This is a genomic window from Pseudomonas sp. PDM30 (assembly GCF_019218985.1).
GTDB lineage: Bacteria > Pseudomonadota > Gammaproteobacteria > Pseudomonadales > Pseudomonadaceae > Aquipseudomonas > Aquipseudomonas jessenii.
Window position 1 is genome coordinate 202,089 of the sequence record NZ_JAHUWM010000012.1, and the last position, 22,941, is coordinate 225,029.

Below are 22,941 nucleotides of genomic sequence, written 5' to 3' on the forward strand. Positions count from 1 at the left end.
AAAAAGCAGAATTCAGGCGTGGTCGGGAGCGGGTTCGCCCAGCGCCACGGCAGGTGCGGGTTTTGGTGTGTTGCGGGCAGCAAACACGATGATGGCGGCGATGATCGAAGTCGCGGCCAGGCCGTACAGCCCGCCCTGAATGGAACCGGTGCGTTCTTCCAGCAGGCCGAAAGTGGTCGGCGCAACGAAGCCGCCGAGGTTGCCCACCGAGTTGATCAACGCGATGACGCCAGCGGCAATGCGCGCATCCAGATAGGCCTGGGGAATCGGCCAGAACAGCGACGAGGCCGATTTGAAGCCCAGTGCTGCAAAGCAGATGGCGACAAAGGCGAAGACCGGCCCGCCGGTGGTGGACATGAACATCCCGGCCGCGGCGATCAGCAGGGCAGTGGCGACCCAGGCTTGCTGGTGTTTCCATTTGGCCGACAAGGAAGCGAAGGCGTACATGCCGACAATCGACAGCAACCACGGAATCGAGTTGAACAGCCCGACCTGGACATCGCTCAGATCGCCCATCTTCTTGATGATGCTCGGCAGCCAGAAGGTCGCGGCGTAGATGGTCAGCTGGATAAAGAAGTAAATCAGGCAGAACAGGATGATCTGGCGATCCTTGAGCAGTTTGCCCAGCGACGGCTTGATGGGCGTGGCGGCTTCCCGGGCCAGTTGTTCGTCGTCGATGGCCTTGACCAGTGCGTCCTGCTCTTCGCGGCTCAGCCATTTGGCGTCGTGGGGCCTGGAGTCCAGCCAGAACCAGACGAACACGCACAACCCCACCGAAAACATGCCCTCGATGAAGTACATCCACTGCCAGCCGTGCAGGCCCAGTCCTTCGATTTGCAGGAGCAAACCGGACAGGGGGCCTGAGATCAGTGACGCGAGCGCCGAGCCACTGAGGAAGATGGCAATCGCCTTGCCTCGCTCCACGCCGGGCAACCAGCGGGTGAAGTAGTAGATCACCCCGGGAAAGAACCCGGCTTCGGCCACGCCCAGCAGAAAACGCAGGATGTAGAAGTGGGTTTCGTTCTGGATGAACGCCATGCCTGCGGCGACCAGGCCCCAGGTCAGCATGATCCGGGTCAGCCAGATGCGTGCGCCGACTTTCTGCAGAAGGATGTTGGAGGGCACCTCGAACAGTGCATAACCGATGAAGAACAGACCGGCACCCAGGCCGTAGGCGGCCGCGCCAATGCCCAGGTCGTGCTCCATGTGGGTGCGGACGAAACCGATGTTCACGCGATCAATGTAATTGACGATGAACATGATGACGAACAGCGGCAAGACGTGTCTTTTGACTTTGGCGATGGCGGACTTCAGCGCTGAATTGGCGTCGTCGTGCATCCCGGAGATGGATGTATTCACTGCGTTTTCTCCCACTCGTTATTTTTATGCGGGGTGAAGCTGGGTGTTGCGTTGTTGCTAGACATCATACAACTAGGTTTTTTGAACTTGCAACCATGTTTGCCCAATGAAATGGCGGCAATTCAGAGGTTTTTAATTCTGTTGGTGGTGCTAAGTGGCCTTTTAAGGGACTCAATATGGGCTTTTGTTGAGTGTTGTCATACAAGTTAAGCGAGATTTTTCGGAATTCTCGCCCGGCGCGGTGCTACGATTCGATAGCCCTGATTTCGGACACGCCCATGCAAGAAGACCTCGAAGCACCTGCCCGCAAGCGCAGCCACAACCTGGCCCATGATCTGGTGGAGAAACTGACCCAGCGCATTCTGCTCGGCCAGATGTTGCCCGGCGACAAGCTGCCGTCGGAAAACACCATCGTTCAGGAGCACGGGGTCAGTCGCACGGTGGTGCGCGAGGCGATCTCGAAGTTGCAGGCCTCGGGGCTGGTGGAAACCCGGCATGGGATTGGCACGTTTGTGATCGAGCGCGCTCCGGAGCAGGGGCTGCGGCTGAATGTCGATACGGCGTTGGGGGTGCGCAGTATTCTGGAGTTGCGCATGGGGCTGGAAACCCAGGCGGCGGCGCTGGCGGCAACTCGCCGCACCGATCTGCAACTGGCGCAGATGCGTGAAGCGCTGGACGACTATCAAAACCTGCTGGCCAACAACGACAGCTGTGTCGAGGCGGACCGGCGTTTTCATCTGCTGATCGCCGAAGCCACCGGCAACGTCTGCTTCACCGAAATCATGCAGCACCTGGGCAGTGCGATGATCCCGCGCACCCGGGTCAATGCCGCCGAGCGTGGTGCGGTGGACTTGAGCAAGCTCGGTCAGTTGGCCAACCTGGAGCACGAGGCGATTCTCAACGCCATCAAACGCCAGGACCCGGATGCGGCGCGGGCGGCGATGTGGCTGCACCTGACCAACAGTCGCGACCGGTTTTCGCCCAGCTGATGGTCAGTGATACCGCGTCATCGTTCATCGCGGGCAAGCCACGCTCCCACACCGATTGTGTGAGCACCGCATTTCCCCTGTGGGAGCGAGCTTGCTCGCGATAGCGCCGGACCTGACAGCGAAAAACCTGAGTCAGACCCTGACAGTTTGAACAACCACAGCCCGCCGCTCCAGATTCAACGCCAGCACACTTGCCAACACCACCAGCCCGCCGACCACGATCATCAATGTCGGCCGCTCACCCAGCGCATAGGACGCAATGACCATCGCCGTCGGCGGCGTCAAATACAGCGTCATCGTCGCCCGGCTCAAATCGACATGCGCCAGCACATAAGCCCAGGCCAGGTACGCCAGGGCACTGGGGAATATCCCCAGGGCAATCACCGCAAACTGCACGCGCAGCGGCGCCTGGGCGACTTGATCCGCCAGACCGGGCAAGTAGACCAGCAACAGCACCGTCCCGGACCACACCGTGTAACACACCAGCGTCAGCCCGTCGTATCGCCCGGTGTGATGCTTTTGCAGGGCAAAGTAGAGACTCCAGGAAACCGCCGCCAGCAGGATCAGCAAGCCGTGGGCATCAATGCTGCCCAAGCCATGATCGCCCGCCACCACAATCATCACGCCAAACAACCCGAGCAGCACACAACCCCAGCGCCACAGGCTCACCTGGTCCTTGAACACGAAGCGCGCGATCAGCGTGCTGAACAGCGGCGTGGTCTGGGCCAGGACGCTCGAAGCGCCAGCGCTGACACCCTGCTGTCCGAAGTTGATCGCCACGTGGTGCAGGCTCACGGCAAAGAAGCCCAGGCCGAACATCAGGGGCAGATCCCGCAGGCTCGGCAGGCGAATGCCCTTGAACATCGCGACCACGGCCATGAACACAGAGGCGAGCAGGAAGCGCAGGAGCGCCAGGTGCACCGGGTCATAGGCCTGCAAGCCGATATGGATGCCGGTCGGGGAGTAGCCCCAGCACGCCACGACAAACGCCATGGCCAGAATGATTTTCCAGGGTGAAACGGGGGAGGGGGTGAGCGGCGTCATGGTCGTGCACCTGTGGGTGGATGCACCGAGTATCAGAAAGCAGATCGTTCGCCACAACTGACTTATAATGCACTAATCGTTCACTGTGGGTGATGTATGGAGCTGGCTCAGATTCGCATGTTCAAGACCGTGGCCGATGTCGGCAGCATCGCCCGAGCGGCCGAGCTGTTGCATTGCGTGCCGTCGAACATCACGGCACGGATCAAGGCCCTGGAGGCCGAACTGGGTGTCGCGCTGTTTTTGCGTGAGGGTCGAGGGCTGCGCATCAGCCCGTCGGGGCAAACCTTCCTGGCCTACGCCTCGAAAATTCTTGCCCTCACCGCCGAGGCCAAGCGCGCGGTCGATCCTTCGGCCGAACCCTCGGGGCCGTTGCGCATCGGAGCCATCGAGTCGTCGGCCACCGGGCGATTGCCGCGCCTGCTGGCGAAATTCCACAAGCGTTTCCCGCAGGTGGCGCTGGAGCTGACCACCGGCTCCTGGGGGCAGTTGCTCGACGACACACTCAACCACAAGCTCGACGGCGCCATCGTGGCGGTGGATGTCGAGCGTTCGCACCTCAAGCGCACGCCGATGTACCGCGAAGAGCTGCTGCTGATCGCCTCGACCTCCCTGGGGCCACTGCGGGACATCAGTGATTTGCAGGACCAGACCGTGTTCATGTGGCCCCAGGGCTGTCCGTACCGGGCGGCGCTGGAGCATTGGTTGTTGCGAAAGGGGCAGGCGCTGCCGATTGTTAGCCTGGCCAGTTATGGCGCGATTGTCGGTTGCGTCAGCGCCGGGGCCGGCGTGGCGCTGGTGCCTAAGGGGATCTTTGACCAATACGCCAAAGGTGCAGGGTGCGCAGGGTTTGAGTTCCCCGAGCTGACCGCCGTCGACAACCTGTTTTACTGGCACGAAAACGCCGGGGTGCACCCGGCGCGTGAGGCGTTTGTGGCGATGCTCCGCGAGGAATTTGCCTGACGCAGTACCTGTGGGAGCGGGCTTGCTCGCGAAAACGGTGTGTCAGGCAACATTGACTTTGAATGTGCCGCCCCCTTCGCGAGCAAGCCCGCTCCCACAGGGGTTACGGCATGTTGATGTCCCGCATAAGCAGGCCAAAACCCAGCTCCACCGCATCCGGTATCGGCAAATACACCGTATGCCCATCCCCCGGCGCAACGTCGATCGCTTCACCCTTGGCGTTCTGCAACTGATGCAGATCGAAGTGGAAGTTGCCCTTGGGCGTCATCAGCTCCATGTGATCACCCAGGCCGAAGCGGTTTTTCACCTTGACCTCGGCCAGGCGATCCCGCCGCTGTCCGGTCAGTTCACCGACAAACTGCTGGCGCTCCGACACCGAGCTGCCGTTCTGGTAGTTCTGGTATTCGTCATGCACATGCCGGCGCAGAAAACCTTCGGTGTAGCCACGCTGGGCGAGGGACTCCAGGTCGGTCATCAGACCGCGGTCGAAGGCCCGGCCCGCCACCGCATCGTCGATGGCTCGGCGATAAACCTGGGTGGTGCGCGCGCAATAAAAGTGGGATTTGGTCCGGCCTTCGATTTTCAGGGAGTGCACGCCCATGTGGGTCAGGCGTTCGACATGCTGCACGGCGCGCAGGTCCTTGGCGTTCATGATGTATGTGCCGTGTTCGTCTTCGAAGGCGGGCATCTGTTCGCCGGGACGATTGGCTTCCTGCAACAGGAACACCTGCCCGGTGGGCGCGCCGATGCCCAGGGTGGGTTCCGGCTGATACTGCTGCACGATCTCGCCGAGCGGGTTTTCCGTGGCCGGTTGCGCCGAGTATTTCCAGCGGCAGGCGTTGGTGCAGCTGCCCTGATTGGCGTCGCGCCTGTTCATGTAGCCCGACAGCAGGCAACGACCGGAATAGGCCATGCACAACGCGCCGTGCACGAACACCTCCAGTTCCATGGCCGGGACTTGCTCGCGGATCTCGGCGATTTCTTCCAGGGACAGCTCTCGGGACAGGATGATCCGGCTCAAGCCTTGCTGCTGCCAGAACTCGACACTGGCCCAGTTCACCGTATTGGCCTGCACCGAAAGGTGGATCGGCATCTGGGGGTAGTGTCGGCGCACCAGCATGATCAGGCCGGGGTCGGACATGATCAGCGCATCCGGGGCCATGGCGATCACCGGTTCAAGGTCCTTGAGGAAGGTCTTGAGCTTGGCGTTGTGCGGCGCGATGTTCACCACCACGTAGAAGCGCTTGCCCCGGGCCTGGGCCTCGCGAATGCCGAGGGCCAGGTTGGCGTGGTCGAATTCGTTGTTGCGCACCCGCAGGCTATAGCGCGGCTGGCCGGCGTACACGGCATCGGCGCCGTAGGCGAAGGCGTAACGCATGTTTTTCAAGGTGCCTGCGGGGGCGAGCAGTTCTGGCGCGGTGAGGTTCATGGCGGTGTCGGTCGCAAAAGCCGCACAGGGTAAATGCCCTGTGCCAAGGGTTTATTGACCTGGATCTATGCCTGATCAACAAACCGATGGCACTCGCGCGAGCCGTGGCGGACTAAACATCAAGGCGAAAGTTTTTCGTCCTGACTGGCTGGCACGGATCGGACATGAACGAAACGAACCCACAAGACAAATCGCTGACGGTGTTGCTGGTGCTGGTGAGCGCTGCCTTCATCTGGATCCTGCTGCCGTTTTACGGCGCGGCGTTCTGGGCGGTGATCCTGGGCATCCTCTTTGCGCCACTGCAGGGCCGGCTGCAAGTGAAGTTCGGCTGGCAACGCAACCTCACGTCGCTGTGCACATTGAGCATTTGCCTGGTGATTGCGATTCTGCCGGTGATCATCATCAGCGCCTTGCTGGTTCAGGAGGGCGCGTCACTCTACAAAAGCGTCGAGAGCGGCGAACTCGACATTGCCGGGTATGTGTCGCAGTTCAAGCACAGCCTGCCGCCGTATTTCCAGCATCAGCTGGATCGCTTCGGCATGGGCGAGTTGAACGGGCTGCGCGAGAAAATCGTCAAGAGCGCGATGACCGGCGGGCAGGAGCTGGCCTCTAAGGCGTTCAGTTTCGGCCAGGGCACGTTCGAGTTCATCGTCAGCTTTTTCATCATGCTGTACCTGCTGTTTTTCTTCCTGCGTGACGGTGCGGAACTGGCGCGCAAGGTGCGTGCGGCGGTGCCGTTGCAGGAACAGCAGAAACGCCGTTTGCAGCTCAAGTTCAATCGTGTGGTGCGGGCCACGGTGAAAGGCAACCTGCTGGTGGCCATCACCCAAGGCGCGCTGGGCGGTCTGATTTTCTGGTTTCTGGACGTTCCCAGCGTGTTGCTCTGGGCGGTGTTGATGGCGTTTCTGTCGTTGCTGCCGGCGGTGGGGGCGGGAATAGTCTGGGTGCCGGTGGCGGCGTTTTTCCTGCTCACCGGGGCGATCTGGCAGGGCGTGGTGCTGGTATTGTTCGGGGTCTTGGTGATCGGTCTGGTGGACAACCTGCTCCGTCCATTGCTGGTGGGCAAGGACACCAGGATGCCGGACTACATGATCCTGGTCTCGACCCTGGGCGGCCTGGCGATTTTCGGGCTGAACGGTTTTGTCATCGGCCCGTTGATCGCGGCCCTGTTCATGTCGAGCTGGGACATTTTCATCGAAACCAAACCGCGGGTGCAGCTGCCTTAGGCGCTGAACCTGCCGGACTGGCCGCTGCCGATGCGTTGCGACAGCTCACGGGCGGCGGGCAGCGAAGTGAGCGGGCCGCTGATCTGTACGCCGTCCTGCACCAGGTACCAGCAGGCGAGCATGCCCAGCTCTCTGAGCTGTGCGGGGACGGCGCTGCCGATAACGGACATGATCTGAACCTTGGACATGAAAAGTACCTCCATCAATCTGTGGAGTTACTTTAAGGTCCGGGTACCTTGAGGGGTAATCAACGTTTTCGATAGTGGTCATTGATGCCAGAGGGGGTAAACGACCGTTGGTCGGTCAGCTGACCACCTGATCGAGCATATGAACCACTTCCTGCTCGTTGAGCAGGCCCTTGCGCACCAGGCTTTGCGTCAGCAGCGAGAGAAACTTGGCGCTGCGATGACCTTCCAGGTGCTTGAGTTCGGTCAGTGCGTTGTAGACCTTGCTGGAGGTGCACAGACCGACGATGCGGTGCGGGTTTTGCGTTGGCATGTGGTCGTCCTTGTTGTTATGAACCTGTTTTCGACGGACAGCACCGAGCTTGCGGAACTGACATGACAAAAATATGACCGTTTTGTGCCGCAGGGCAGAAATCGGGTCGAGTCCATCTTGCCTGTTTCTGCCACGGACACTGTCCCGATAGCGACCTTGGCGAGATTTATCCAGACCTGGACCGACAAATGGATATAAAAAAGCCCCGCTGTTTCAGCGGGGCCGGTTGAGTCTGTTACCAGCGACCGTAATGTCGGCCGTAGTAGCCGCGTGGCGGGCCGTAGTAACCACGGGGTGGTCCGTAGTAAACCGGGGCTGGGCGGTAGTAGATCGGTTGTTGCACGTAGACCGGGGCCGGTTGGTAGTAAACCGGAGGCGGTGGTGCGTAATAAACCGGCGCGGGCTGGTAGTAGACCGGTTGCGGCGCGACATAGACCGGGCGGTTGGCGTTGATCAGAGCCGAGCCGACGATGGCAGTACCGACGATCGCTCCAAATACCGCCGCGTCATTACCGTGCCCGGCTTGCGCCTGACCTGCGATAGCGAGGGCGCCGATCAGCAAGGCTACTGTGGGGACTTTACGGATCATGATAGTACCTCGGTTCTTCAACCCGGCGCTTGTGTCTGCAATAGACCCAAGGATTGTCGCGGGGATACTTCTAAGACAGCGTTTTTCTGAAAAACAGCACGGCCGCGAGGTAAATTTTGTGTAAGGTCTGTACCGACTTTCTTACCGACCCGTGTAGGCCCGTGCGAACACACTTACATGATCGATCAGAACCCGATGGAGGGCTAATCCCGTCCATCCGAAAAGTGCATTTGAAGGAGCTTGCCCATGCAGATGAACCCCAACAAAGACACCCAGTTGTGCATGTCCCTTTCAGGACGCCCCGGGAACTTTGGCCTGCGTTTTCACAATCATCTGTATGAACAACTGGACTTGAATTTTTACTACAAGGCCTTTGCCAGCCAGGACCTGACGGGTGCTGTTGCCGGCATTCGCGCCCTGCGGATTCGTGGTTGTGGCGTGTCGATGCCGTTCAAGGAAGCCTGCATTGCCCTGGTGGATGAACTCGACGCATCTGCCGCCGCCATTCAATCGATCAACACCATCGTCAACACCGACGGGCATCTCAAGGCCTACAACACCGACTACATCGCCGTTGCCCAGTTGCTGGAAAAACACCAGGTGCCCAAGGACTCGACCTTTGCCTTGCGCGGCAGCGGCGGCATGGCCAAGGCCGTGGCGAGTGCCTTGCGCGATGGCGGCTATGAAAACGGCCTGATCGTGGCCCGCAACGAGCGCGCCGGGCAGGCGCTGGCGCAGTCTTTGGGGTATGAGTGGCAGGCCGAACTGGGGAGTCGTCGCCCGCGGATGCTGGTCAACGTCACCCCGATCGGCATGACGGGAGGACCGGAGGCCGATCAACTGGCCTTTGAGGCTGATGTGATCGAAAAAGCGGAAACTGTCTTCGATGTGGTGGCGATACCCTCGGAAACACCGCTGATCGTGCGTGCCCGTGCCGAAGGCAAGCGGGTCATCACCGGGCTGGAAGTGATCGCGATCCAGGCACTGGAGCAATTTGTGCTCTATACCGGTGTACGGCCGACGGACGAGCAATTCCAGAAGGCCGTAGCGTTTGCCCGCAGCTAGGAGGTGTCCATGCATCCCCCCATTCTCAATCTGGATTCGATCGAACTTGAGCCGCTACCCGAAGCGTTTGCGCCGACCGGTGAAACCGCCGGTCGCTATCAACAGCGCCTGGCCCTTGTCGGTCAGCAACTGGGGGCGCAAAAACTGGGTTATCGCCTGTATGTGCTGGAGCCAGGCATGCGCGGCAGTCCGTTTCACAGTCATCGGGTCAATGAGGAAATGTTCTACGTCGTGGCCGGGGAAGGGCAGGTTCGCCTGGGATCCGAACGCTTTCCAATCCGTGCCGGTGATGTGATCGCCTGTCCACCGGGTGGGCCTGAAAAGGCGCACCAGATCATCAATACCAGTAACGGCGAGTTGCGGTACCTGGCCGTCAGCACCCAGCAATCACCGGAAATCTGTGAATACCCGGATTCCGGTAAATACGCCGTGATGGATGACTTCAAGGTGGATGCCGAGGGTAATGCGTCAGGCTTTGTTGCGGTGGCCCGGCAGGCGGACGGGGTGGATTACTGGGACGGCGAGTAACCACGAGCACCGTCAAACCACTGTAGGAGCGAGCCTGCTCGCGATGGACGTCAACGATAACGCGTGCTGTCTGAATGAGCGCGTCGTCTGGACGTTTTTCGCGAGCAGGCTCGCTCCTACAGGGGTTGTGTCAATCACACATGCCCGTCGGTCCACGATCCATTGTGGGAGTTTTGTGTCAGGTAAACATCCAGGTTATTCGAGCCGCGCCAAACGCTCTTCCAGCGCCGCAATTCGCGCTTCCAATTCTTCGATCCGTTCAACCGAAACCCCGCTGCCGCCACGCTCGGCCGGGTTTTGCCGTGCCGCCATGATCGCTTCGATATCCGCCGGGTCGCCCAGGGCGTGGGTGTAACGGTCTTCGCGCTGGCCGGCCTGACGCGGAATCAGCACGGCCAGACTCCGGGCAATCAGGCGTTCGAGTTGATGCACCACCTGTTCGGTGTCTTCGAATTCATGCATGCGGCCGCTGCGGGTTAGCAGTTCATTGACGGTCTGCGGGCCGCGCAGAAACATCAGCCCGGTCAGGATGACCTGCGCCGGTACCAGTTCCAGGGCCTTGTCGACCTTGTGTTCCCAGCGGTCGGCGCGGCTGCCCATTACCAGTCTGGCGAAGCCGCGTCCTTCGAGGGCGCGCAGGCTCTGACCGACCTGGCCCGGCGTCAGGTTCATCACTGGCTCGCGGCTGGTTTTCTGGTTGCAGGCAATCACCAGGGCATTGAGGGTCAGGGGATAGGTTTCCGGGCTGGTGGCCTGTTTCTCGATCAACGAACCCAGAATGCGGATTTCCGTGCTGCTGAGCCGTGGCTCGTCGAAAGTCGTCTCTTGCTCAGTGCTCATGGTTCTGCATCCTTAGCCGATTCATGTTTTTCACTTGCGTAGGCGCACTTTGACATCGCCCGTTCGGACTAGGCAAGGCTAACGATTCTGCCGCGTCCGGGCGGCGCCAAACTTCATGCTCAAAGGGGTGTTGCGCCACGCGCGCCCCGCCAAACGAGCAGAAGGCGCCGCGATGGAGTTTGCATTCAGCGACGAACAGGAAATGATCCGCGCATCGGCCGAGGGTTTCCTCGCCGATGTCTCGGATTCTGCCGCCGTGCGCGCGGCAATGGTCAGCGAACGGGGTTTCGACGAAGCCCTCTGGCAGCGTCTGTGCCAGGAAATGTACTGGCCGGCCATTCATATCCCCGAAACCTATGGGGGCCTGGGCCTCGGCTTTGTCGAGCTGACGATCCTGCTGGAACAGATGGGCCGGCGTTTGCTGTGCTCGCCATTTTTCGCCACCGCCTGCATGGCCACCCCTGCGCTGTTGCTGGCGGCCAATGATCAACAGAAGCAGCGCTGGTTGCCGTCGATTGCCGATGGCAGCGTGACCGCGACCCTGGCGTTCAGCAGTGCCAACGGCTGGTCCGCCGACGATGTCCAGGCAACGGTGGTGGCTGAGGGCGACGGGTTCGTCCTCGACGGCACCCTCAAGCATGTGCTCGATGGCCATGGCGCTGATCTGTTGATCATTGCCGCACGGCAACCCGGAACCACTGGCGAAAAGGGCATCAGCCTGTTTGCCGTGAACGCCGTATCCGCAGGTATAGAACGGCAAATGCTGCCGACCATGGACCAGACCCGGCGCCAGGCGCGGATCCAGCTCAAGGGCCTGTACCTTGAAGCCGACTGCCTGCTGGGTGAGTTCGGGAATGGCTGGTCGCACCTTGAGCGAGTCCTGCAACTGGCCTGCATCGGCCTGGCTGCCGAGCAGACCGGCGGCGCGCAGCAGGTACTCGACCTCAGCGTGGCCTACATGCAGGAGCGCCAGCAGTTCGGTCGCCCGATTGCCAGTTTCCAGGCCCTCAAACACCGTGCCGCCGACATGATGCTGCAAGTCGAATGCGCCCGTTCGGCCAGTTATTACGCCGCGTGCGTGGCCCAGGAAGTGCTCGATCCCCAGGGTGATCCGCAGGTCGCGGCCGAACTGCCGCTGGCGGCGGCGCTGGCCAAGGCGCAGTGCTCCGAGACCTACTTCTCCTGTGCGTCCGAATCGATCCAGCTACACGGCGGCGTCGGTTTCACCTGGGAGTACGACCCGCACCTCTACTTCAAGCGCGCCCGCGCCAGCGAGAGTTTCCTCGGGCTACCGGCCTGGCATCGCGAGCGCATTGCTTCGGTGATTCTGGGAGAGCAGCCATGAAAATCAGTTTCAGCGAGCAGGACGAACGCTTCCGTCGGGAAGTCGCCGACTGGATGAGCGCCAACCTTTGCGGTGAGTTCGAGGCCCTGCGCTTTCGCGGTGGTCCGGGCGACGAGCACATGTTTCCCGAGGAGCGCAAAGCCTGGGAACGCAAACTCGCCGAGGGTGGCTGGACCTGCGTCGGCTGGGCGCCGGAGCATGGCGGGCGCGGCCTGTCGATCACCCAGCAGGTGATCTTCAACGAAGAGTACGCCCGCGCCGGCGGCCCCGGCCGCATGGGGCATATCGGCGAAGGCCTGGCCGGGCCGACCATCGCCGCATTCGGCACGGTCGAACAGCAACAGCGTTTTTTGCCGGGGATCGTCAACGGTACGTCATTCTGGTGCCAGGGCTATTCAGAGCCGGGCGCCGGTTCCGACCTGGCCAACGTCAAGACCCGCGCAACGCTGGATGAAGCCACCGGCAGTTGGATCATCAATGGCCAGAAAGTCTGGACCTCCCTGGCCCACGAATCGGACTGGTGCTTTGTCATCGCACGCACCGAACCGGGTAGCGTCGGCCATCGCGGCCTGTCGTTCCTGCTGGTGCCCATGGCCCAGACAGAAATAACCGTGCGACCCATCGAGCAACTCACCGGCACCTCGGAATTCAACGAAGTGTTCTTCGACGATGCCCGCACCGATGCCACCAACATCATTGGCGCGCCGGGCGAAGGCTGGAAGATCGCCATGGCACTGCTGGGCTTCGAGCGGGGTGTGTCGACCCTCGGCCAGCAGATGCAGTTCCAGAACGAACTCAACGAAATCATCGCCATCGCCAAGTCCAATGGCGCCGACCGCGATCCGATCCTGCGTCAGCGCCTGGCCGAGGCCTGGAGCGGGTTGCGGATCATGCGCTACAACTCGCTGCGCATGCTCTCGGGTAGCCAGGACGGTTCGCTGCGCAAAGAGGCGACCATCTACAAGCTGTTCTGGTCGACCTGGCACGCCAGCCTCGGCAAGTTGGCGATGGACGTCCTCGGCGCCGAGGCGGAATTGCTCGAAGCCGCGCCTTACCGGTTGACCCGTTTGCAGTCGCTTTACCTGTTCAGCCGCGCCGACACCCTCTACGGCGGCAGCAACGAAATCCAGCGCAACATCATCGCCGAGCGTGCCTTGGGCATGCCCAAAGAGCCGCGTCCGCGCGCCTGAAAGGAGAGAGTTCATGTCTGTACCTCAATATGTTGAAGGTCGCGGCCTGCTGCGCGGCAAGTCGGTGCTGATCACCGCCGCCGCAGGCGCCGGGATCGGTTTTTCCGCCGCCGTGCGTGCCGCCGAAGAAGGCTGCCGTGCGCTGATGATCAGCGATATCCATGAAGGCCGGTTGGCCGAAGCGGTGCTGAAAATCCGCGAAACCACCGGGCTGCAACACGTGTTCGGCCAGGTCTGCAACGTTGCCGACGAAGCCCAGGTACAGCAGCTGATCGCCTGCGCCGAGCGTGACCTGCAAGGCGTCGACGTGTTGATCAACAACGCCGGGCTTGGCGGCTCGCGCTTGCTGGTGGACATGGCCGATGAAGAGTGGAATCGGGTCATCGACGTGACGCTCACCGGCACCATGCGCATGACCCGCGCCATGCTGCCGAAAATGATGGAGCGGCGTACCGGAGTGATCGTCAACAACGCCTCGGTGCTGGGCTGGCGCGCGCAGAAAGAACAGGCGCACTACGCCGCCGCCAAGGCTGGCGTGATGGCGCTGACCCGCTGCGCAGCGGTCGAAGCGGCTGACTACGGCATCCGCATCAACGCGGTCAGCCCGAGCATTGCCCTGCACGATTTCCTGCGCAAATCCGCGCCCCAGGCAGTGCTCGATCAACTGGCCGCCAACGAAGCGTTCGGCCGCGCCGCCGAAGTCTGGGAGGTGGCCAACGTGATGATGTTCCTGGCCAGCGACTACAGCTCCTACATGACCGGCGAAGTGTTGTCGGTGTCCAGCCAGAGGGCGTGACCATGCCACGTATTTTCGACACGCCGATGGCCTTGTTCGACGCCGTGGGCCAGGAGCTCGGTGTCAGCGAATGGCTGCTGCTGGGTCAGGACCGAATCAATCTGTTTGCCGACGCCACCGGTGATCACCAGTGGATTCACGTCGATCCGCTCAAGGCCGCCAACGGCCCGTTTGGCGCCTGCATTGCCCATGGCTACCTGAGCCTGTCGCTGGTCAATCTGTTCTTGCCGCAGATCGTCGAGGTCCGTGGCCTGGCCATGGGCGTCAATTACGGCTGTGAGCGGGTGCGCTTCCCCTCGGTGGTGCGCGTCGGCTCGCGGGTGCGCGGCAGTGCGCAACTGATCGCGGTCGAGGAAGTGAAGGGCGGCGTGCAGGCGACCATCCGCGTCAGCGTCGAAATCGACGGCGAGGAACGCCCCGGCTGCGTGGTCGACACCATCAGTCGCTATTACCCGGCCTGACCTTCAACAGCATTTTCGAGGAATCCAGCATGAAAGAAGCCGTCATCGTTTCCACCGCCCGCACCCCGATCGGTAAAGCCTTTCGCGGTGCGTTCAATGACACCGAAGCGCCGCAACTGGGTGGACATGTGGTGCGCGAAGCCGTGCGCCGTGCCGGTATCGAACCGGATGAAGTGGACGACGTGATCATCGGCGCCGCCGCGCAGCAGGGTACGCAGTCCTATAACCTGGGGCGTCTGTGCGCGATTGCCGGAGGCTTGCCGGCATCGGTTGCCGGGATGGCCGTCGAGCGCCAGTGCTCGTCGGGACTGATGAGTATCGCCATGGCCGCCAAGGGCATCATGTGCGACGAAATCGACATCGCCGTGGCCGGTGGCCTGGAGTCGATTTCCCTGGTGCAGAACAAGCACAAGAACCTGTATCGCAATCAGTCGGGTTCGGTGATCGAGCTGGACCCGCACGCCTACATCCCGATGATCGAAACCGCCGAGATCGTCTCCGCGCGCTACGGCATCTCCCGCGACGAGCAGGACGAATACAGCTACCAGAGCCAGCTGCGTACCGCACAGGCCCAGAGCGCCGGACGCTTCGACCGGGAGCTCGCGCCGCTGGCAAGCCACAAGGCACTGTTCGACAAGGCCACCGGCGAAACCAGTTATGAAACCGTCACCTTGCTGCGCGACGAGTGCAACCGCATCGACACCACTCTCCAGAGCCTGAAGGCGCTGGAGCCAGTGTGGCCGGGCGGTCAGTGGAGCGACAAGGGTCGTTTCATCACCGCCGGCAACGCCTCCCAGCTCTCCGACGGCGCATCGGCTTCGGTACTGATGAGCGCAAAAATGGCCGAGAAACGTGGCCTGGAACCGCTGGGGATCTATCGCGGCATGGCCGTCGCCGGCTGCAATTCCGACGAGATGGGCATCGGCCCGATCTACGCGATTCCGAAACTGCTCAAGCGTCATGGCCTGACCATGGACCACATCGGCCTCTGGGAGTTGAACGAAGCGTTCGCCTGCCAGGTGCTGTATTGCCGTGACACCCTGGGCATTCCGGCCGAGCGCCTCAACGTCAACGGCGGGGCGATCGCCATCGGCCATCCGTTCGGCATGTCCGGGGCGCGGATGGTCGGCCACGCATTGGTCGAAGGCCAGCGTCGCGGCTTGCGTTACGTGGTGGTGAGCATGTGCATCGGTGGCGGCATGGGCGCTGCTGCTTTGTTCGAGGTGGTCTGAATGATCAGCGCACAACATATCCAGACGACAATGGCGCGTTACGTGGAGTTGGTGGATGCCGGCGACATCGACGGCATCCTCGCGCTCTATGCCAAAGACGCCACCGTTGAAGACCCGGTCGGCCAGGCGCCGTTGCAGGGCATCGACGCCATCGCACGCTTTTACCGTGAAGGACTGGGGGCGATGAAAGTCTCCGCAACCCAGACCGGCCCGGTGCGCGCGACCCTCAACGGTTGCGGCGCGATGCCGTTCCGGGTCGACATGGAGTGGGGCGGGCAACCGTGCTCGCTGCATGTGATCGACGTGATGGAATTCGATACCGACGGCAAGATCCGCTCGATGAAAGCCTACTGGAGTGAAGTTAACGTAATCGCGCGAGGTGCCGCATGAACCTGGAGCAGCGGATCGCCCGCCTGGAAGCGCTGGAGGATATTCGCCAGCTCAAGCATCGCTACCTCAACGCCTGCGACCTCAAGCAGGTCGAGGTGATTGCCGACTGCTTTGCCGAAGGTGAAGTGCTGATCGATTACGGCCCGTTGGGGACCTTTCGTGAGCGCAACAGTTTTGTCGCGCTGTTCCGCGAACTGGCCTGCCATGAGCGGGTGATCGACCTGCATCACGGCGCCAACCCGGAAATCGATGTGCTAAGCGAAGATGAAGCCCAGGGCCGTTGGGCCCTGTGGTATTTCAACCTGGATGGCGAGAGCGGGGCGACGCGGCAGTTGGGCGGTTTTTATCAGGACCGTTATCAGCGTATCGCCGGCCAATGGAAGATTGTCGCCACCCGTTTTACCGCTCACTCGGAAGTGGCACGTTCCTGAAGGTTGCTCACTCCAGAGGTGGCTCCTGTAGGCGCGAACCTGCTCGCGATGGCGGAATGTCAGACAGCATTGATGTTGGATGTGCCGACCTCATCGCGAGCAAGCTCGCTCCCACAGTTTTTGTGGTGACGCCGGCATTGCGAGTACACCCTAATCCCCTGTGGGAGCGGGCTTGCTCGCGAAGGCGGCATGTCAGGCAACATCAATGTTGAATGTGCCGACCTCATCGCGAGCAAGCTCGCTCCCACAATTTTTTTGTGGTGACGCCGGCATTGCGAGCCCCCAATCCCCTGTGGGAGCGAGCCTGCTCGCGATCGCGGCATGTCAGGCAGCATCAATGTTGAATGTGCCGACCTCATCGCGAGCAAGCTAGCTCCCACAGTTTTTGTGGTGACGCCGGCACTGCGAGCACACCCCAATCCCCTGTGGGAGCGAGCTTGCTCGCGATGGCGGCATGTCAGGCAACATCAATGTTGAATGTGCCGACCTCATCGCGAGCAAGCTCGCTCCCACAGTTTTTGTGGTGACGCCGGCATTGCGAGCACACCCCAATCCCCTGTGGGAGCGAGCTTGCTCGCGATGGCGGCATGTCAGGCAACATCAATGTTGAATGTGCCGACCTCATCGCGAGCAAGCTAGCTCCCACAGTTTTTGTGGTGACGCCGGCATTGCGAGCGCCCTCAATCCCCTGTGGGAGCGAGCTTGCTCGCGATGGCGGTGTATCAGGCAGCATTGATATTGGATGTGCTGACAGCCATATCCGGATTCTGCGTTCGGCCGGTTTCGTAGTAGGCCTTGAGGTTCTCGGCAATCTGCCGAACGACCTTGTTGAAGGCCTTGGCCAGCAACCCTTCAAACAGCTTGCCACCGCGCAGGCTGTAACTCATTTGCAGAGTGATGCGGGTCGCGTTGCCTTCGGCTTGCAAGGCATAACTGAAACTCGCCTCGCGAAATGGAAAGGGCGAGTCATTGCCGCCCTTGTGCAACCGCAGCACGAACCCCGTGCCTTCCTGCCACTGCACCACGCTTTCATCCAGATACTGACCGCCCTTGCGCAACACCCGGCGACTGGCGCCGATACCTTCCGTTGCGCCAGGATGAAACTGGCATCCGGTCAGGCCTGGTACATAGTGCGGGGCAAGGCTCAGGTCGCGCAGTTTGGTCCAGGCGGCTTGTCGCGTGAGGTTCAGCACAACGCTGTGGCTGGCTACGGGCATGTCGAAAGTCCTCTTATGGATGGGATTGAGCCGCATCGAGAAATGCCGGGCGTTCTCCCGCGCCATGCACCGCGATGTCCGCGCCGCTGACGTATCGGGCCAATGTCGATGCCAAGTACAGGCAGGTGTCGCCAATGTCCTCCGGGGTCGCCAGGCGTTGCAACGGAATGGTCGCCGCCACCCTGGCAATGCCCGCGTCGTCACCATAATGCATGGCCGCCTGCTCGGTGAGAATCAGCCCGGCGGTCACGGCGTTGACCCGCACCTTGGGCGCCCATTCCACCGCCAGCGAGGTCGTCAGGTTGAGCAAGCCGGCCTTGGCCGCGCCATAAGCGGCGGTGCCGGGGGAAGGGCGGGTGGCGCTGACGCTGCAGATGTTGATGATCGCGCCACCGTCGGCCTGGGCCTGCATCACCTGGTTGGCCTGCTGGCACAGGTTCAGTGGCGCAATCAGGTTCAGGCGGATGATTGCCTCGCTGAAGCGCGGCGAAGCCGTGGCGGCGTCGGCATTCGGCGAACCGCCGGCGTTGTTGACCAGCACATCGAGGCGGCCGAAGCGCTCGACGATCTGCGTAATCAAGCGCCCGGACTGCTCGACATCCCGCAGGTCGCAGGTGACGAACAGCGCCTCGCGCCCGGCGCTGGCCGGCAAGGTTTGTGGTGCTTCGCGACCGCAAATCACCACCTCGGCGCCACAGTCCAGAAAGCGCTGGCTGATGCCGCGACCCACACATTTGCCACCTCCGGTGACCAGTACCACTTTGCCGCGAAAGTCCATTGGATCAAGCATGGGGGTGTCTCATTCAGTCGCTCGGGAATGTAACCGATGCTAGGTCTGCAACCCCGGCAGGCCAACGTCCAAAGGGACTAGAGATTGTCTGTAGGAGCGAGCCTGCTCGCGATGGACCTGAGAACACCGCGGGGTGTCAGGTATCCAGCGTCATCGTTGACGACCATCGCGAGCGAGCTCGCTCCTACAAGTACAGGCGCGTAGTCCTGTCGGACGATGTTGATGGCCCGACCCGTCGGAATAATCCGGCGACAACAACAGGCCGGGAGGACACCTTATGGGCGCTTCAGCGCAAGGGCACTTCGTTACGCTGCCGGATGGTTTGCAGCTGCACTACAAAGACACCGGCAACGGCGAGCCGGTGATTTTCATCCATGGCAGCGGGCCGGGCGCCAGCGGTCACAGCAACTTCAAGCAGAACTACCCGCTGTTCGCCGAAGCCGGTTACCGGGTGATCGTCCCGGATTTGCCCGGCTACGGCGCTTCGGACAAGCCCGACACCCTCTACACCCTGGACTTCTTTGTCGCCGCCCTCAGCGGTTTGCTCGATGCCCTCGACATCCAGCGTTGCGTGCTGGTCGGCAACTCCCTGGGCGGCGCGATCGCGATCAAACTGGCCCTCGACCAACCGCAGCGTATCAGCCGTCTGGTGCTGATGGCGCCCGGTGGCCTGATGGAAAAAGAACAGTATTACCTGCAGATGGAAGGCATCCAGAAAATGGGCGCGGCTTTCGCCAAGGGTGAGCTGAACGATGCGGCGGGCATGCGTCGCCTGCTGGCCCTGCAACTGTTCGACGAAACCCTGATCAGCGACGAAACGGTGAACGAGCGCGTCGCCGTGGTTCAGCAGCAACCGGTGTGCGTGCTGTCGACCATGCAGGTGCCGAACATGACGTCGCGCCTGGCTGAATTGCAGTGCCCGATCCTCGGTTTCTGGGGCATGAACGACAAGTTCTGCCCGTCCTCCGGTGCCCAGACCATGCTTGAACACTGCACCCAAATACGTTTCGTGATGCTCAGCGAGTGCGGGCATTGGGTCCAGGTCGAGCACCGTGACTTTTTCAACCGCCAGTGCCTGGCGTTTTTTCAGGAGGCCCGTGGATGAGCGTGCAATTGCGCCGTGAGTTCGGCGAAGAGCTTTATCAGGCGCTGCTCAGCGGCTCCACCCTGGCGCCGCTGACCGAGCGCTGGCCGTCGATCAGCATCGAAGACGCCTATCACATTTCCCTGTACGCCATTGAACGTCGGGTGGCGGCCGGTGACCAGATCGTCGGCAAGAAAATCGGCGTGACCTCGGCGGCGGTCCAGCAGATGCTTAATGTGCATCAGCCGGATTTCGGCTTCATCACGCGGCAGATGTCGTTCGATGACGATGCGCAAATTTCCCTGTCCGCCAACAAACTGATCCAGCCCCGTGCCGAGGGCGAGATCGCCTTCAAGCTCAAGCATGACCTGGTCGGCCCCGGCATCACCGAAGCCGACGTGCTGGCCGCCACCGAATACGTGATGCCGTGTTTCGAGATCGTCGACTCACGGATTCACGACTGGCGCATCCGCATCCAGGACACAGTCGCAGACAACGCTTCTTGCGGAGTGTTTGTGTTGGGCGACAGCAAGGTGGATCCGCGCGAACTGGACCTGCCGAATTTGCGCATGCGTGTGTTCAAAAACGCAGAGCCCCTGAGTGAAGGCCTGGGTTCGGCGGTGCAGGGCAACCCGTTGACGGCGGTGGCCTGGCTGGCCAATACCCTGGGCGCCTTCGGCATTCCGTTCAAGGCCGGGGAAATCATCCTGTCCGGCTCGCTGGTACCGCTGGAACCGGCCCGTGCCGGCGACCGTTTTGAACTGACCATTGATGGCCTGGGCAGTGCCCGGGTGTCTTTCTGCGCCTGACTTTTGGAGTTTGACCCCATGAGCAAAAAACTCAGAGCGGCCATTATCGGCCCGGGCAACATCGGCACCGATCTGCTGATGAAAATGTGCCGATCGCAATGGATCGAGCCGGTGTGGATGGTTGGCGTCGACCCTGAATCCGAAGGCCTGAAACGTGCTCGGGAAATGGGCATCAAAACCACCGCCGGCGGTGTCGATGGCTTGCTGCCTCACGTCCTCGACGATGACATTCGCATTGCCTTCGATGCCACCTCTGCCTACGTGCATGCGGAAAACAGCCGCAAGCTCAACGAACTCGGGGTGATCATGATCGACCTCACGCCGGCGGCCATCGGTCCGTACTGCGTGCCGCCGGTCAACCTCAAAGAGCACGCGTCGAGCCTGGCGATGAACGTCAACATGGTCACCTGCGGTGGCCAGGCGACCATCCCGATGGTGGCGGCGGTGTCGCGGGTGCAGCCGGTGAGCTACGGCGAAATCGTCGCGACGGTGTCCTCCGGTTCGGTGGGCCCGGGCACGCGGCAGAACATCGACGAGTTCACCCGCACCACCGCCGGTGCGGTGGAAAAGATCGGCGGCGCCCGACGCGGCAAGGCGATCATCGTGATCAACCCGGCCGAGCCGCCGCTGATGATGCGCGACACCATCCATTGCCTGACCGATGACGAGCCGAACCAGGATGCAATCCGCACCTCGGTGCTGGAGATGGTCCGTGAAGTGCAGCGCTATGTGCCCGGCTACAAGCTGATCAACGGGCCGGTGTTCGACGGGCGCAAGGTGTCGATTTTCATCGAGGTCGAAGGCCTCGGCGATTTCCTGCCCAAGTCCGCCGGCAACCTCGACATCATGACCGCCGCCGGTTTGCGCACGGCCGAGATGTTCGCCGAAGAAGCCCACAAGGGCACCCTGCAATTGCCTGCCCGTTGAGTGGAGAATCGCTATGAATTTGCAAGGTAAGAGCGTCCGTCTGCATGACATGAGCCTGCGCGACGGCATGCACGCCAAACAGCACCAGATCAGTATCGAACAAATGGTCTCGGTGGCCACCGGTCTCGATGCGGCCGGTGTGCCGCTGATCGAAATCACCCACGGCGATGGTCTGGGCGGTGCTTCGCTGAACTACGGTTTCCCGGCCCACAGCGACGAGGAATACTTCTCTGCGGTGATTCCGAAGATGAAACAGGCCAAGGTTTCGGCCCTGTTGTTGCCGGGGATCGGTACCCTCGACCACCTGAAGATGGCCCACGAACACGGCGTGTCGACCATTCGTGTGGCGACCCACTGCACCGAGGCGGACGTGTCCGGCCAGCACATCGGCATGTCGGCGAAGATGGGCCTGGACACCGTTGGCTTCCTGATGATGGCGCACATGGTCAGCCCGGAAAAACTGCTGGAGCAGGCGCGGTTGATGGAAAGCTACGGCGCCAATTGCATCTATTGCACTGACTCGGCCGGCTACATGCTGCCCGATGAAGTGACGCAAAAGATCGGGGCCCTGCGTGCGGGACTGAACGCCGGGACCGAAGTCGGTTTCCACGGCCACCACAACATGGGCATGGCCATCGCCAACTCCCTGGCTGCCATCGAGGCCGGTGCTGCACGGATCGACGGTTCGGTCGCGGGTCTTGGCGCGGGAGCGGGCAATACGCCGCTGGAAGTGTTCGTCGCGGTGCTGGAGCGCATGGGCGTCAACAGCGGCGTCGACCTGTACAAGATCATGGACGTGGCCGAAGACCTGGTGGTGCCGATGATGGACCAGCCGATCCGCCTCGACCGGGACGCACTGACACTCGGTTACGCCGGGGTCTACAGCTCGTTCCTGTTGTTCGCCAAGCGTGCCGAGCAGAAGTACGGCATCGCTGCTCGCGAACTGCTGGTGGAGCTGGGCCGACGCGGAACCGTGGGAGGTCAGGAAGACATGATCGAAGACCTGGCGCTGACCCTGTCGCGGGCCAGGGGTGTACTGCCGACCTGATTAATGCGGCAACGAAAAAACCACCGATCCGGTGGTTTTTTTATGGCCGGTGGAAACCGTGCTCAAGGCAGCAGATTGCGCACCACGGGCGGGTAGCAGTTGATGGCCGAGCTCGAACAGCTGAAGTAAGCCGTGGTCGGTCGGTAGGCTTCGTTCTTGAACAGCTGGCACAGACTGGTGGAAGCGCCCGCACAGAGGATGATGAACAGAGCACAAGTCGTTTTGCGCATGATGAGTCTCGACACGGTTTTATTGTTGTAGAGACAGGTTATGGCTGCAGCGCGCGAGTCGCCTCGTCCGAATGGACTAGCCGACCAATTTGAAGCTGCCCCTTCCCTTGTGGGTGTTTGATCCCCTGTGGGAGCGAGCTTGCTCGCGATGGTGGTGTGTCAGGTGACACGGGTGTTGGATGTGCGGGCCTCATCGCGAGCAAGCTCGCTCCCACAGGTTTATCGGGCGTTCCCGGGATCTGTGCCTGGCCGTGATCCCCTGTGGGAGCGAGCTTGCTCGCGATGGTGGTGTGTCAGGCGACACGGGTGTTGGATGTGCGGGCCTCATCGCGAGCAAGCTGAACTGGCCTAATAATTCCGGACACCTCTTAAGGGCGATATGATTTCGCCAACTTGGAGGTTCCATGAACGAAAGAAAGGTCTATACACGCGAGTTCAAGCTGCATGCTGCCAGCATGGTGCTT

26 protein-coding genes are annotated in these 22,941 nt (G+C 61.5%); 16 read left to right on the forward strand and 10 right to left on the reverse strand.

Annotated features, from left to right (window positions below; genetic code table 11):
• Positions 1 to 12: 12 nt before the first annotated feature.
• Positions 13 to 1,359 (reverse strand): MFS transporter, encoded by a 1,347-nt coding sequence (locus KW840_RS24970; protein WP_218498121.1) that lies wholly within the window; start codon positions 1,357 to 1,359, stop codon positions 13 to 15.
• 278 nt (positions 1,360 to 1,637) lie between these two features.
• On the opposite strand from KW840_RS24970, the gene KW840_RS24975 reads away from it, so the two are divergent.
• Positions 1,638 to 2,348, forward strand: a complete 711-nt coding sequence (locus KW840_RS24975) for a FadR/GntR family transcriptional regulator (RefSeq protein ID WP_090456787.1) — start codon at positions 1,638 to 1,640, stop codon at positions 2,346 to 2,348.
• A gap of 132 nt (positions 2,349 to 2,480) precedes the next feature.
• On the opposite strand, the gene KW840_RS24980 is transcribed toward KW840_RS24975, so the two are convergent.
• Positions 2,481 to 3,392: a DMT family transporter gene (locus tag KW840_RS24980; RefSeq protein ID WP_057714030.1), complete on the reverse strand. Its 912-nt coding sequence runs from the start codon at positions 3,390 to 3,392 to the stop codon at positions 2,481 to 2,483.
• A 96-nt stretch (positions 3,393 to 3,488) separates the two neighbouring features.
• Here KW840_RS24980 and KW840_RS24985 point away from each other — a divergent pair, with 96 nt between their 5' ends.
• Positions 3,489 to 4,352, forward strand: coding sequence for a LysR family transcriptional regulator (locus tag KW840_RS24985; RefSeq protein ID WP_150814226.1), 864 nt, complete (start codon positions 3,489 to 3,491; stop codon positions 4,350 to 4,352).
• 103 nt (positions 4,353 to 4,455) lie between these two features.
• On the opposite strand, the gene yegQ is transcribed toward KW840_RS24985, so the two are convergent.
• A complete protein-coding gene (yegQ, locus tag KW840_RS24990; RefSeq protein ID WP_218498122.1) occupies positions 4,456 to 5,781 on the reverse strand; it encodes a tRNA 5-hydroxyuridine modification protein YegQ in 1,326 nt (441 codons plus the stop codon).
• 164 nt (positions 5,782 to 5,945) lie between these two features.
• Between yegQ and KW840_RS24995 the strand changes: the two genes are divergently transcribed.
• The gene (locus KW840_RS24995; protein ID WP_218498123.1) at positions 5,946 to 7,007 is read left to right on the forward strand and encodes an AI-2E family transporter; all 1,062 of its coding nucleotides are present in this window, start codon (positions 5,946 to 5,948) and stop codon (positions 7,005 to 7,007) included.
• Here KW840_RS24995 and KW840_RS25000 read toward each other — a convergent pair.
• The 3 genes from KW840_RS25000 to KW840_RS25010 all read right to left on the reverse strand — a co-directional run bounded on the left by KW840_RS25000 (position 7,004) and on the right by KW840_RS25010 (position 8,094).
• On the reverse strand, positions 7,004 to 7,195 hold the full coding sequence (locus tag KW840_RS25000) for a hypothetical protein (protein WP_057714034.1): 192 nt from the start codon (positions 7,193 to 7,195) through the stop codon (positions 7,004 to 7,006). The genes KW840_RS24995 and KW840_RS25000 overlap by 4 nt on opposite strands.
• Before the next feature lie 115 nt (positions 7,196 to 7,310).
• Positions 7,311 to 7,505, reverse strand: coding sequence for a hypothetical protein (locus tag KW840_RS25005; protein ID WP_008052996.1), 195 nt, complete (start codon positions 7,503 to 7,505; stop codon positions 7,311 to 7,313).
• Positions 7,506 to 7,740: 235 nt separating this feature from the next.
• A complete protein-coding gene (locus tag KW840_RS25010) occupies positions 7,741 to 8,094 on the reverse strand; it encodes a hypothetical protein (RefSeq protein ID WP_150814223.1) in 354 nt (117 codons plus the stop codon).
• 246 nt (positions 8,095 to 8,340) lie between these two features.
• On the opposite strand from KW840_RS25010, the gene KW840_RS25015 reads away from it, so the two are divergent.
• Positions 8,341 to 9,159: a shikimate 5-dehydrogenase gene (locus KW840_RS25015; protein ID WP_218498124.1), complete on the forward strand. Its 819-nt coding sequence runs from the start codon at positions 8,341 to 8,343 to the stop codon at positions 9,157 to 9,159.
• Positions 9,160 to 9,168: 9 nt separating this feature from the next.
• Positions 9,169 to 9,687 (forward strand): cupin domain-containing protein, encoded by a 519-nt coding sequence (locus KW840_RS25020; protein ID WP_218498125.1) that lies wholly within the window; start codon positions 9,169 to 9,171, stop codon positions 9,685 to 9,687.
• A gap of 195 nt (positions 9,688 to 9,882) precedes the next feature.
• On the opposite strand, the gene KW840_RS25025 is transcribed toward KW840_RS25020, so the two are convergent.
• Complete coding sequence (locus KW840_RS25025) at positions 9,883 to 10,527, reverse strand: YceH family protein (protein WP_218498126.1); 645 nt, start codon at positions 10,525 to 10,527, stop codon at positions 9,883 to 9,885.
• Between the two features lie 172 nt (positions 10,528 to 10,699).
• Here KW840_RS25025 and KW840_RS25030 point away from each other — a divergent pair, with 172 nt between their 5' ends.
• Genes KW840_RS25030 through KW840_RS25060 form a run of 7 tightly spaced genes read left to right on the forward strand, consistent with a single transcriptional unit; the run spans position 10,700 to position 16,372 of the window.
• On the forward strand, positions 10,700 to 11,872 hold the full coding sequence (locus tag KW840_RS25030) for an acyl-CoA dehydrogenase family protein (protein ID WP_218498127.1): 1,173 nt from the start codon (positions 10,700 to 10,702) through the stop codon (positions 11,870 to 11,872).
• Complete coding sequence (locus KW840_RS25035) at positions 11,869 to 13,062, forward strand: acyl-CoA dehydrogenase family protein (RefSeq protein ID WP_218498128.1); 1,194 nt, start codon at positions 11,869 to 11,871, stop codon at positions 13,060 to 13,062. The genes KW840_RS25030 and KW840_RS25035 overlap by 4 nt, the downstream gene beginning before the upstream one ends.
• Positions 13,063 to 13,075: 13 nt before the next feature.
• Positions 13,076 to 13,858 (forward strand): SDR family oxidoreductase, encoded by a 783-nt coding sequence (locus KW840_RS25040; RefSeq protein WP_218498129.1) that lies wholly within the window; start codon positions 13,076 to 13,078, stop codon positions 13,856 to 13,858.
• Positions 13,859 to 13,860: 2 nt separating this feature from the next.
• Positions 13,861 to 14,319: a MaoC family dehydratase gene (locus KW840_RS25045; protein WP_057714042.1), complete on the forward strand. Its 459-nt coding sequence runs from the start codon at positions 13,861 to 13,863 to the stop codon at positions 14,317 to 14,319.
• Positions 14,320 to 14,348: 29 nt separating this feature from the next.
• Positions 14,349 to 15,551 carry an acetyl-CoA C-acyltransferase gene (locus tag KW840_RS25050; RefSeq protein WP_218498130.1) on the forward strand — a complete coding sequence of 401 codons (1,203 nt, stop codon included), beginning with the start codon at positions 14,349 to 14,351 and terminating at the stop codon, positions 15,549 to 15,551.
• Positions 15,552 to 15,941, forward strand: coding sequence for a steroid Delta-isomerase (locus tag KW840_RS25055; protein ID WP_218498131.1), 390 nt, complete (start codon positions 15,552 to 15,554; stop codon positions 15,939 to 15,941).
• A complete protein-coding gene (locus KW840_RS25060; protein WP_218498132.1) occupies positions 15,938 to 16,372 on the forward strand; it encodes a nuclear transport factor 2 family protein in 435 nt (144 codons plus the stop codon). Before KW840_RS25055 ends, KW840_RS25060 begins: the two co-directional genes overlap by 4 nt.
• 722 nt (positions 16,373 to 17,094) lie before the next feature.
• Here KW840_RS25060 and KW840_RS25065 read toward each other — a convergent pair.
• Entirely contained in the window at positions 17,095 to 17,589 is a 495-nt protein-coding gene (locus KW840_RS25065; protein WP_218498133.1) for an SRPBCC family protein, read from the reverse strand.
• A gap of 13 nt (positions 17,590 to 17,602) precedes the next feature.
• Positions 17,603 to 18,379: an SDR family oxidoreductase gene (locus KW840_RS25070; protein WP_218498134.1), complete on the reverse strand. Its 777-nt coding sequence runs from the start codon at positions 18,377 to 18,379 to the stop codon at positions 17,603 to 17,605.
• Between the two features lie 277 nt (positions 18,380 to 18,656).
• On the opposite strand from KW840_RS25070, the gene KW840_RS25075 reads away from it, so the two are divergent.
• Genes KW840_RS25075 through dmpG form a run of 4 tightly spaced genes read left to right on the forward strand, consistent with a single transcriptional unit; the run spans position 18,657 to position 22,247 of the window.
• Positions 18,657 to 19,484, forward strand: a complete 828-nt coding sequence (locus KW840_RS25075; RefSeq protein ID WP_102671864.1) for an alpha/beta fold hydrolase — start codon at positions 18,657 to 18,659, stop codon at positions 19,482 to 19,484.
• On the forward strand, positions 19,481 to 20,272 hold the full coding sequence (locus KW840_RS25080) for a fumarylacetoacetate hydrolase family protein (RefSeq protein WP_057714049.1): 792 nt from the start codon (positions 19,481 to 19,483) through the stop codon (positions 20,270 to 20,272). The genes KW840_RS25075 and KW840_RS25080 overlap by 4 nt, the downstream gene beginning before the upstream one ends.
• Positions 20,273 to 20,290: 18 nt before the next feature.
• On the forward strand, positions 20,291 to 21,199 hold the full coding sequence (locus KW840_RS25085) for an acetaldehyde dehydrogenase (acetylating) (RefSeq protein WP_090456759.1): 909 nt from the start codon (positions 20,291 to 20,293) through the stop codon (positions 21,197 to 21,199).
• Between the two features lie 13 nt (positions 21,200 to 21,212).
• Positions 21,213 to 22,247, forward strand: coding sequence for a 4-hydroxy-2-oxovalerate aldolase (dmpG, locus tag KW840_RS25090; protein WP_057714051.1), 1,035 nt, complete (start codon positions 21,213 to 21,215; stop codon positions 22,245 to 22,247).
• Between the two features lie 62 nt (positions 22,248 to 22,309).
• On the opposite strand, the gene KW840_RS25095 is transcribed toward dmpG, so the two are convergent.
• On the reverse strand, positions 22,310 to 22,477 hold the full coding sequence (locus KW840_RS25095) for a hypothetical protein (RefSeq protein ID WP_167362873.1): 168 nt from the start codon (positions 22,475 to 22,477) through the stop codon (positions 22,310 to 22,312).
• Between the last annotated feature and the right edge of the window lie 464 nt (positions 22,478 to 22,941).

Coding starts and splice junctions, on each gene's coding strand:
- KW840_RS24975 (WP_090456787.1), top strand. CDS start 1,638: ATGCAAGAAGACCTCGAAGCACCTGCCCGCAAGCGCAGCCACAACCTG.
- KW840_RS24980 (WP_057714030.1), bottom strand. CDS start 3,392: ATGACGCCGCTCACCCCCTCCCCCGTTTCACCCTGGAAAATCATTCTG.
- KW840_RS24985 (WP_150814226.1), top strand. CDS start 3,489: ATGGAGCTGGCTCAGATTCGCATGTTCAAGACCGTGGCCGATGTCGGC.
- yegQ (WP_218498122.1), bottom strand. CDS start 5,781: ATGAACCTCACCGCGCCAGAACTGCTCGCCCCCGCAGGCACCTTGAAA.
- KW840_RS24995 (WP_218498123.1), top strand. CDS start 5,946: ATGAACGAAACGAACCCACAAGACAAATCGCTGACGGTGTTGCTGGTG.
- KW840_RS25000 (WP_057714034.1), bottom strand. CDS start 7,195: ATGTCCAAGGTTCAGATCATGTCCGTTATCGGCAGCGCCGTCCCCGCA.
- KW840_RS25005 (WP_008052996.1), bottom strand. CDS start 7,505: ATGCCAACGCAAAACCCGCACCGCATCGTCGGTCTGTGCACCTCCAGC.
- KW840_RS25010 (WP_150814223.1), bottom strand. CDS start 8,094: ATGATCCGTAAAGTCCCCACAGTAGCCTTGCTGATCGGCGCCCTCGCT.
- KW840_RS25015 (WP_218498124.1), top strand. CDS start 8,341: ATGCAGATGAACCCCAACAAAGACACCCAGTTGTGCATGTCCCTTTCA.
- KW840_RS25020 (WP_218498125.1), top strand. CDS start 9,169: ATGCATCCCCCCATTCTCAATCTGGATTCGATCGAACTTGAGCCGCTA.
- KW840_RS25025 (WP_218498126.1), bottom strand. CDS start 10,527: ATGAGCACTGAGCAAGAGACGACTTTCGACGAGCCACGGCTCAGCAGC.
- KW840_RS25030 (WP_218498127.1), top strand. CDS start 10,700: ATGGAGTTTGCATTCAGCGACGAACAGGAAATGATCCGCGCATCGGCC.
- KW840_RS25035 (WP_218498128.1), top strand. CDS start 11,869: ATGAAAATCAGTTTCAGCGAGCAGGACGAACGCTTCCGTCGGGAAGTC.
- KW840_RS25040 (WP_218498129.1), top strand. CDS start 13,076: ATGTCTGTACCTCAATATGTTGAAGGTCGCGGCCTGCTGCGCGGCAAG.
- KW840_RS25045 (WP_057714042.1), top strand. CDS start 13,861: ATGCCACGTATTTTCGACACGCCGATGGCCTTGTTCGACGCCGTGGGC.
- KW840_RS25050 (WP_218498130.1), top strand. CDS start 14,349: ATGAAAGAAGCCGTCATCGTTTCCACCGCCCGCACCCCGATCGGTAAA.
- KW840_RS25055 (WP_218498131.1), top strand. CDS start 15,552: ATGATCAGCGCACAACATATCCAGACGACAATGGCGCGTTACGTGGAG.
- KW840_RS25060 (WP_218498132.1), top strand. CDS start 15,938: ATGAACCTGGAGCAGCGGATCGCCCGCCTGGAAGCGCTGGAGGATATT.
- KW840_RS25065 (WP_218498133.1), bottom strand. CDS start 17,589: ATGCCCGTAGCCAGCCACAGCGTTGTGCTGAACCTCACGCGACAAGCC.
- KW840_RS25070 (WP_218498134.1), bottom strand. CDS start 18,379: ATGCTTGATCCAATGGACTTTCGCGGCAAAGTGGTACTGGTCACCGGA.
- KW840_RS25075 (WP_102671864.1), top strand. CDS start 18,657: ATGGGCGCTTCAGCGCAAGGGCACTTCGTTACGCTGCCGGATGGTTTG.
- KW840_RS25080 (WP_057714049.1), top strand. CDS start 19,481: ATGAGCGTGCAATTGCGCCGTGAGTTCGGCGAAGAGCTTTATCAGGCG.
- KW840_RS25085 (WP_090456759.1), top strand. CDS start 20,291: ATGAGCAAAAAACTCAGAGCGGCCATTATCGGCCCGGGCAACATCGGC.
- dmpG (WP_057714051.1), top strand. CDS start 21,213: ATGAATTTGCAAGGTAAGAGCGTCCGTCTGCATGACATGAGCCTGCGC.
- KW840_RS25095 (WP_167362873.1), bottom strand. CDS start 22,477: ATGCGCAAAACGACTTGTGCTCTGTTCATCATCCTCTGTGCGGGCGCT.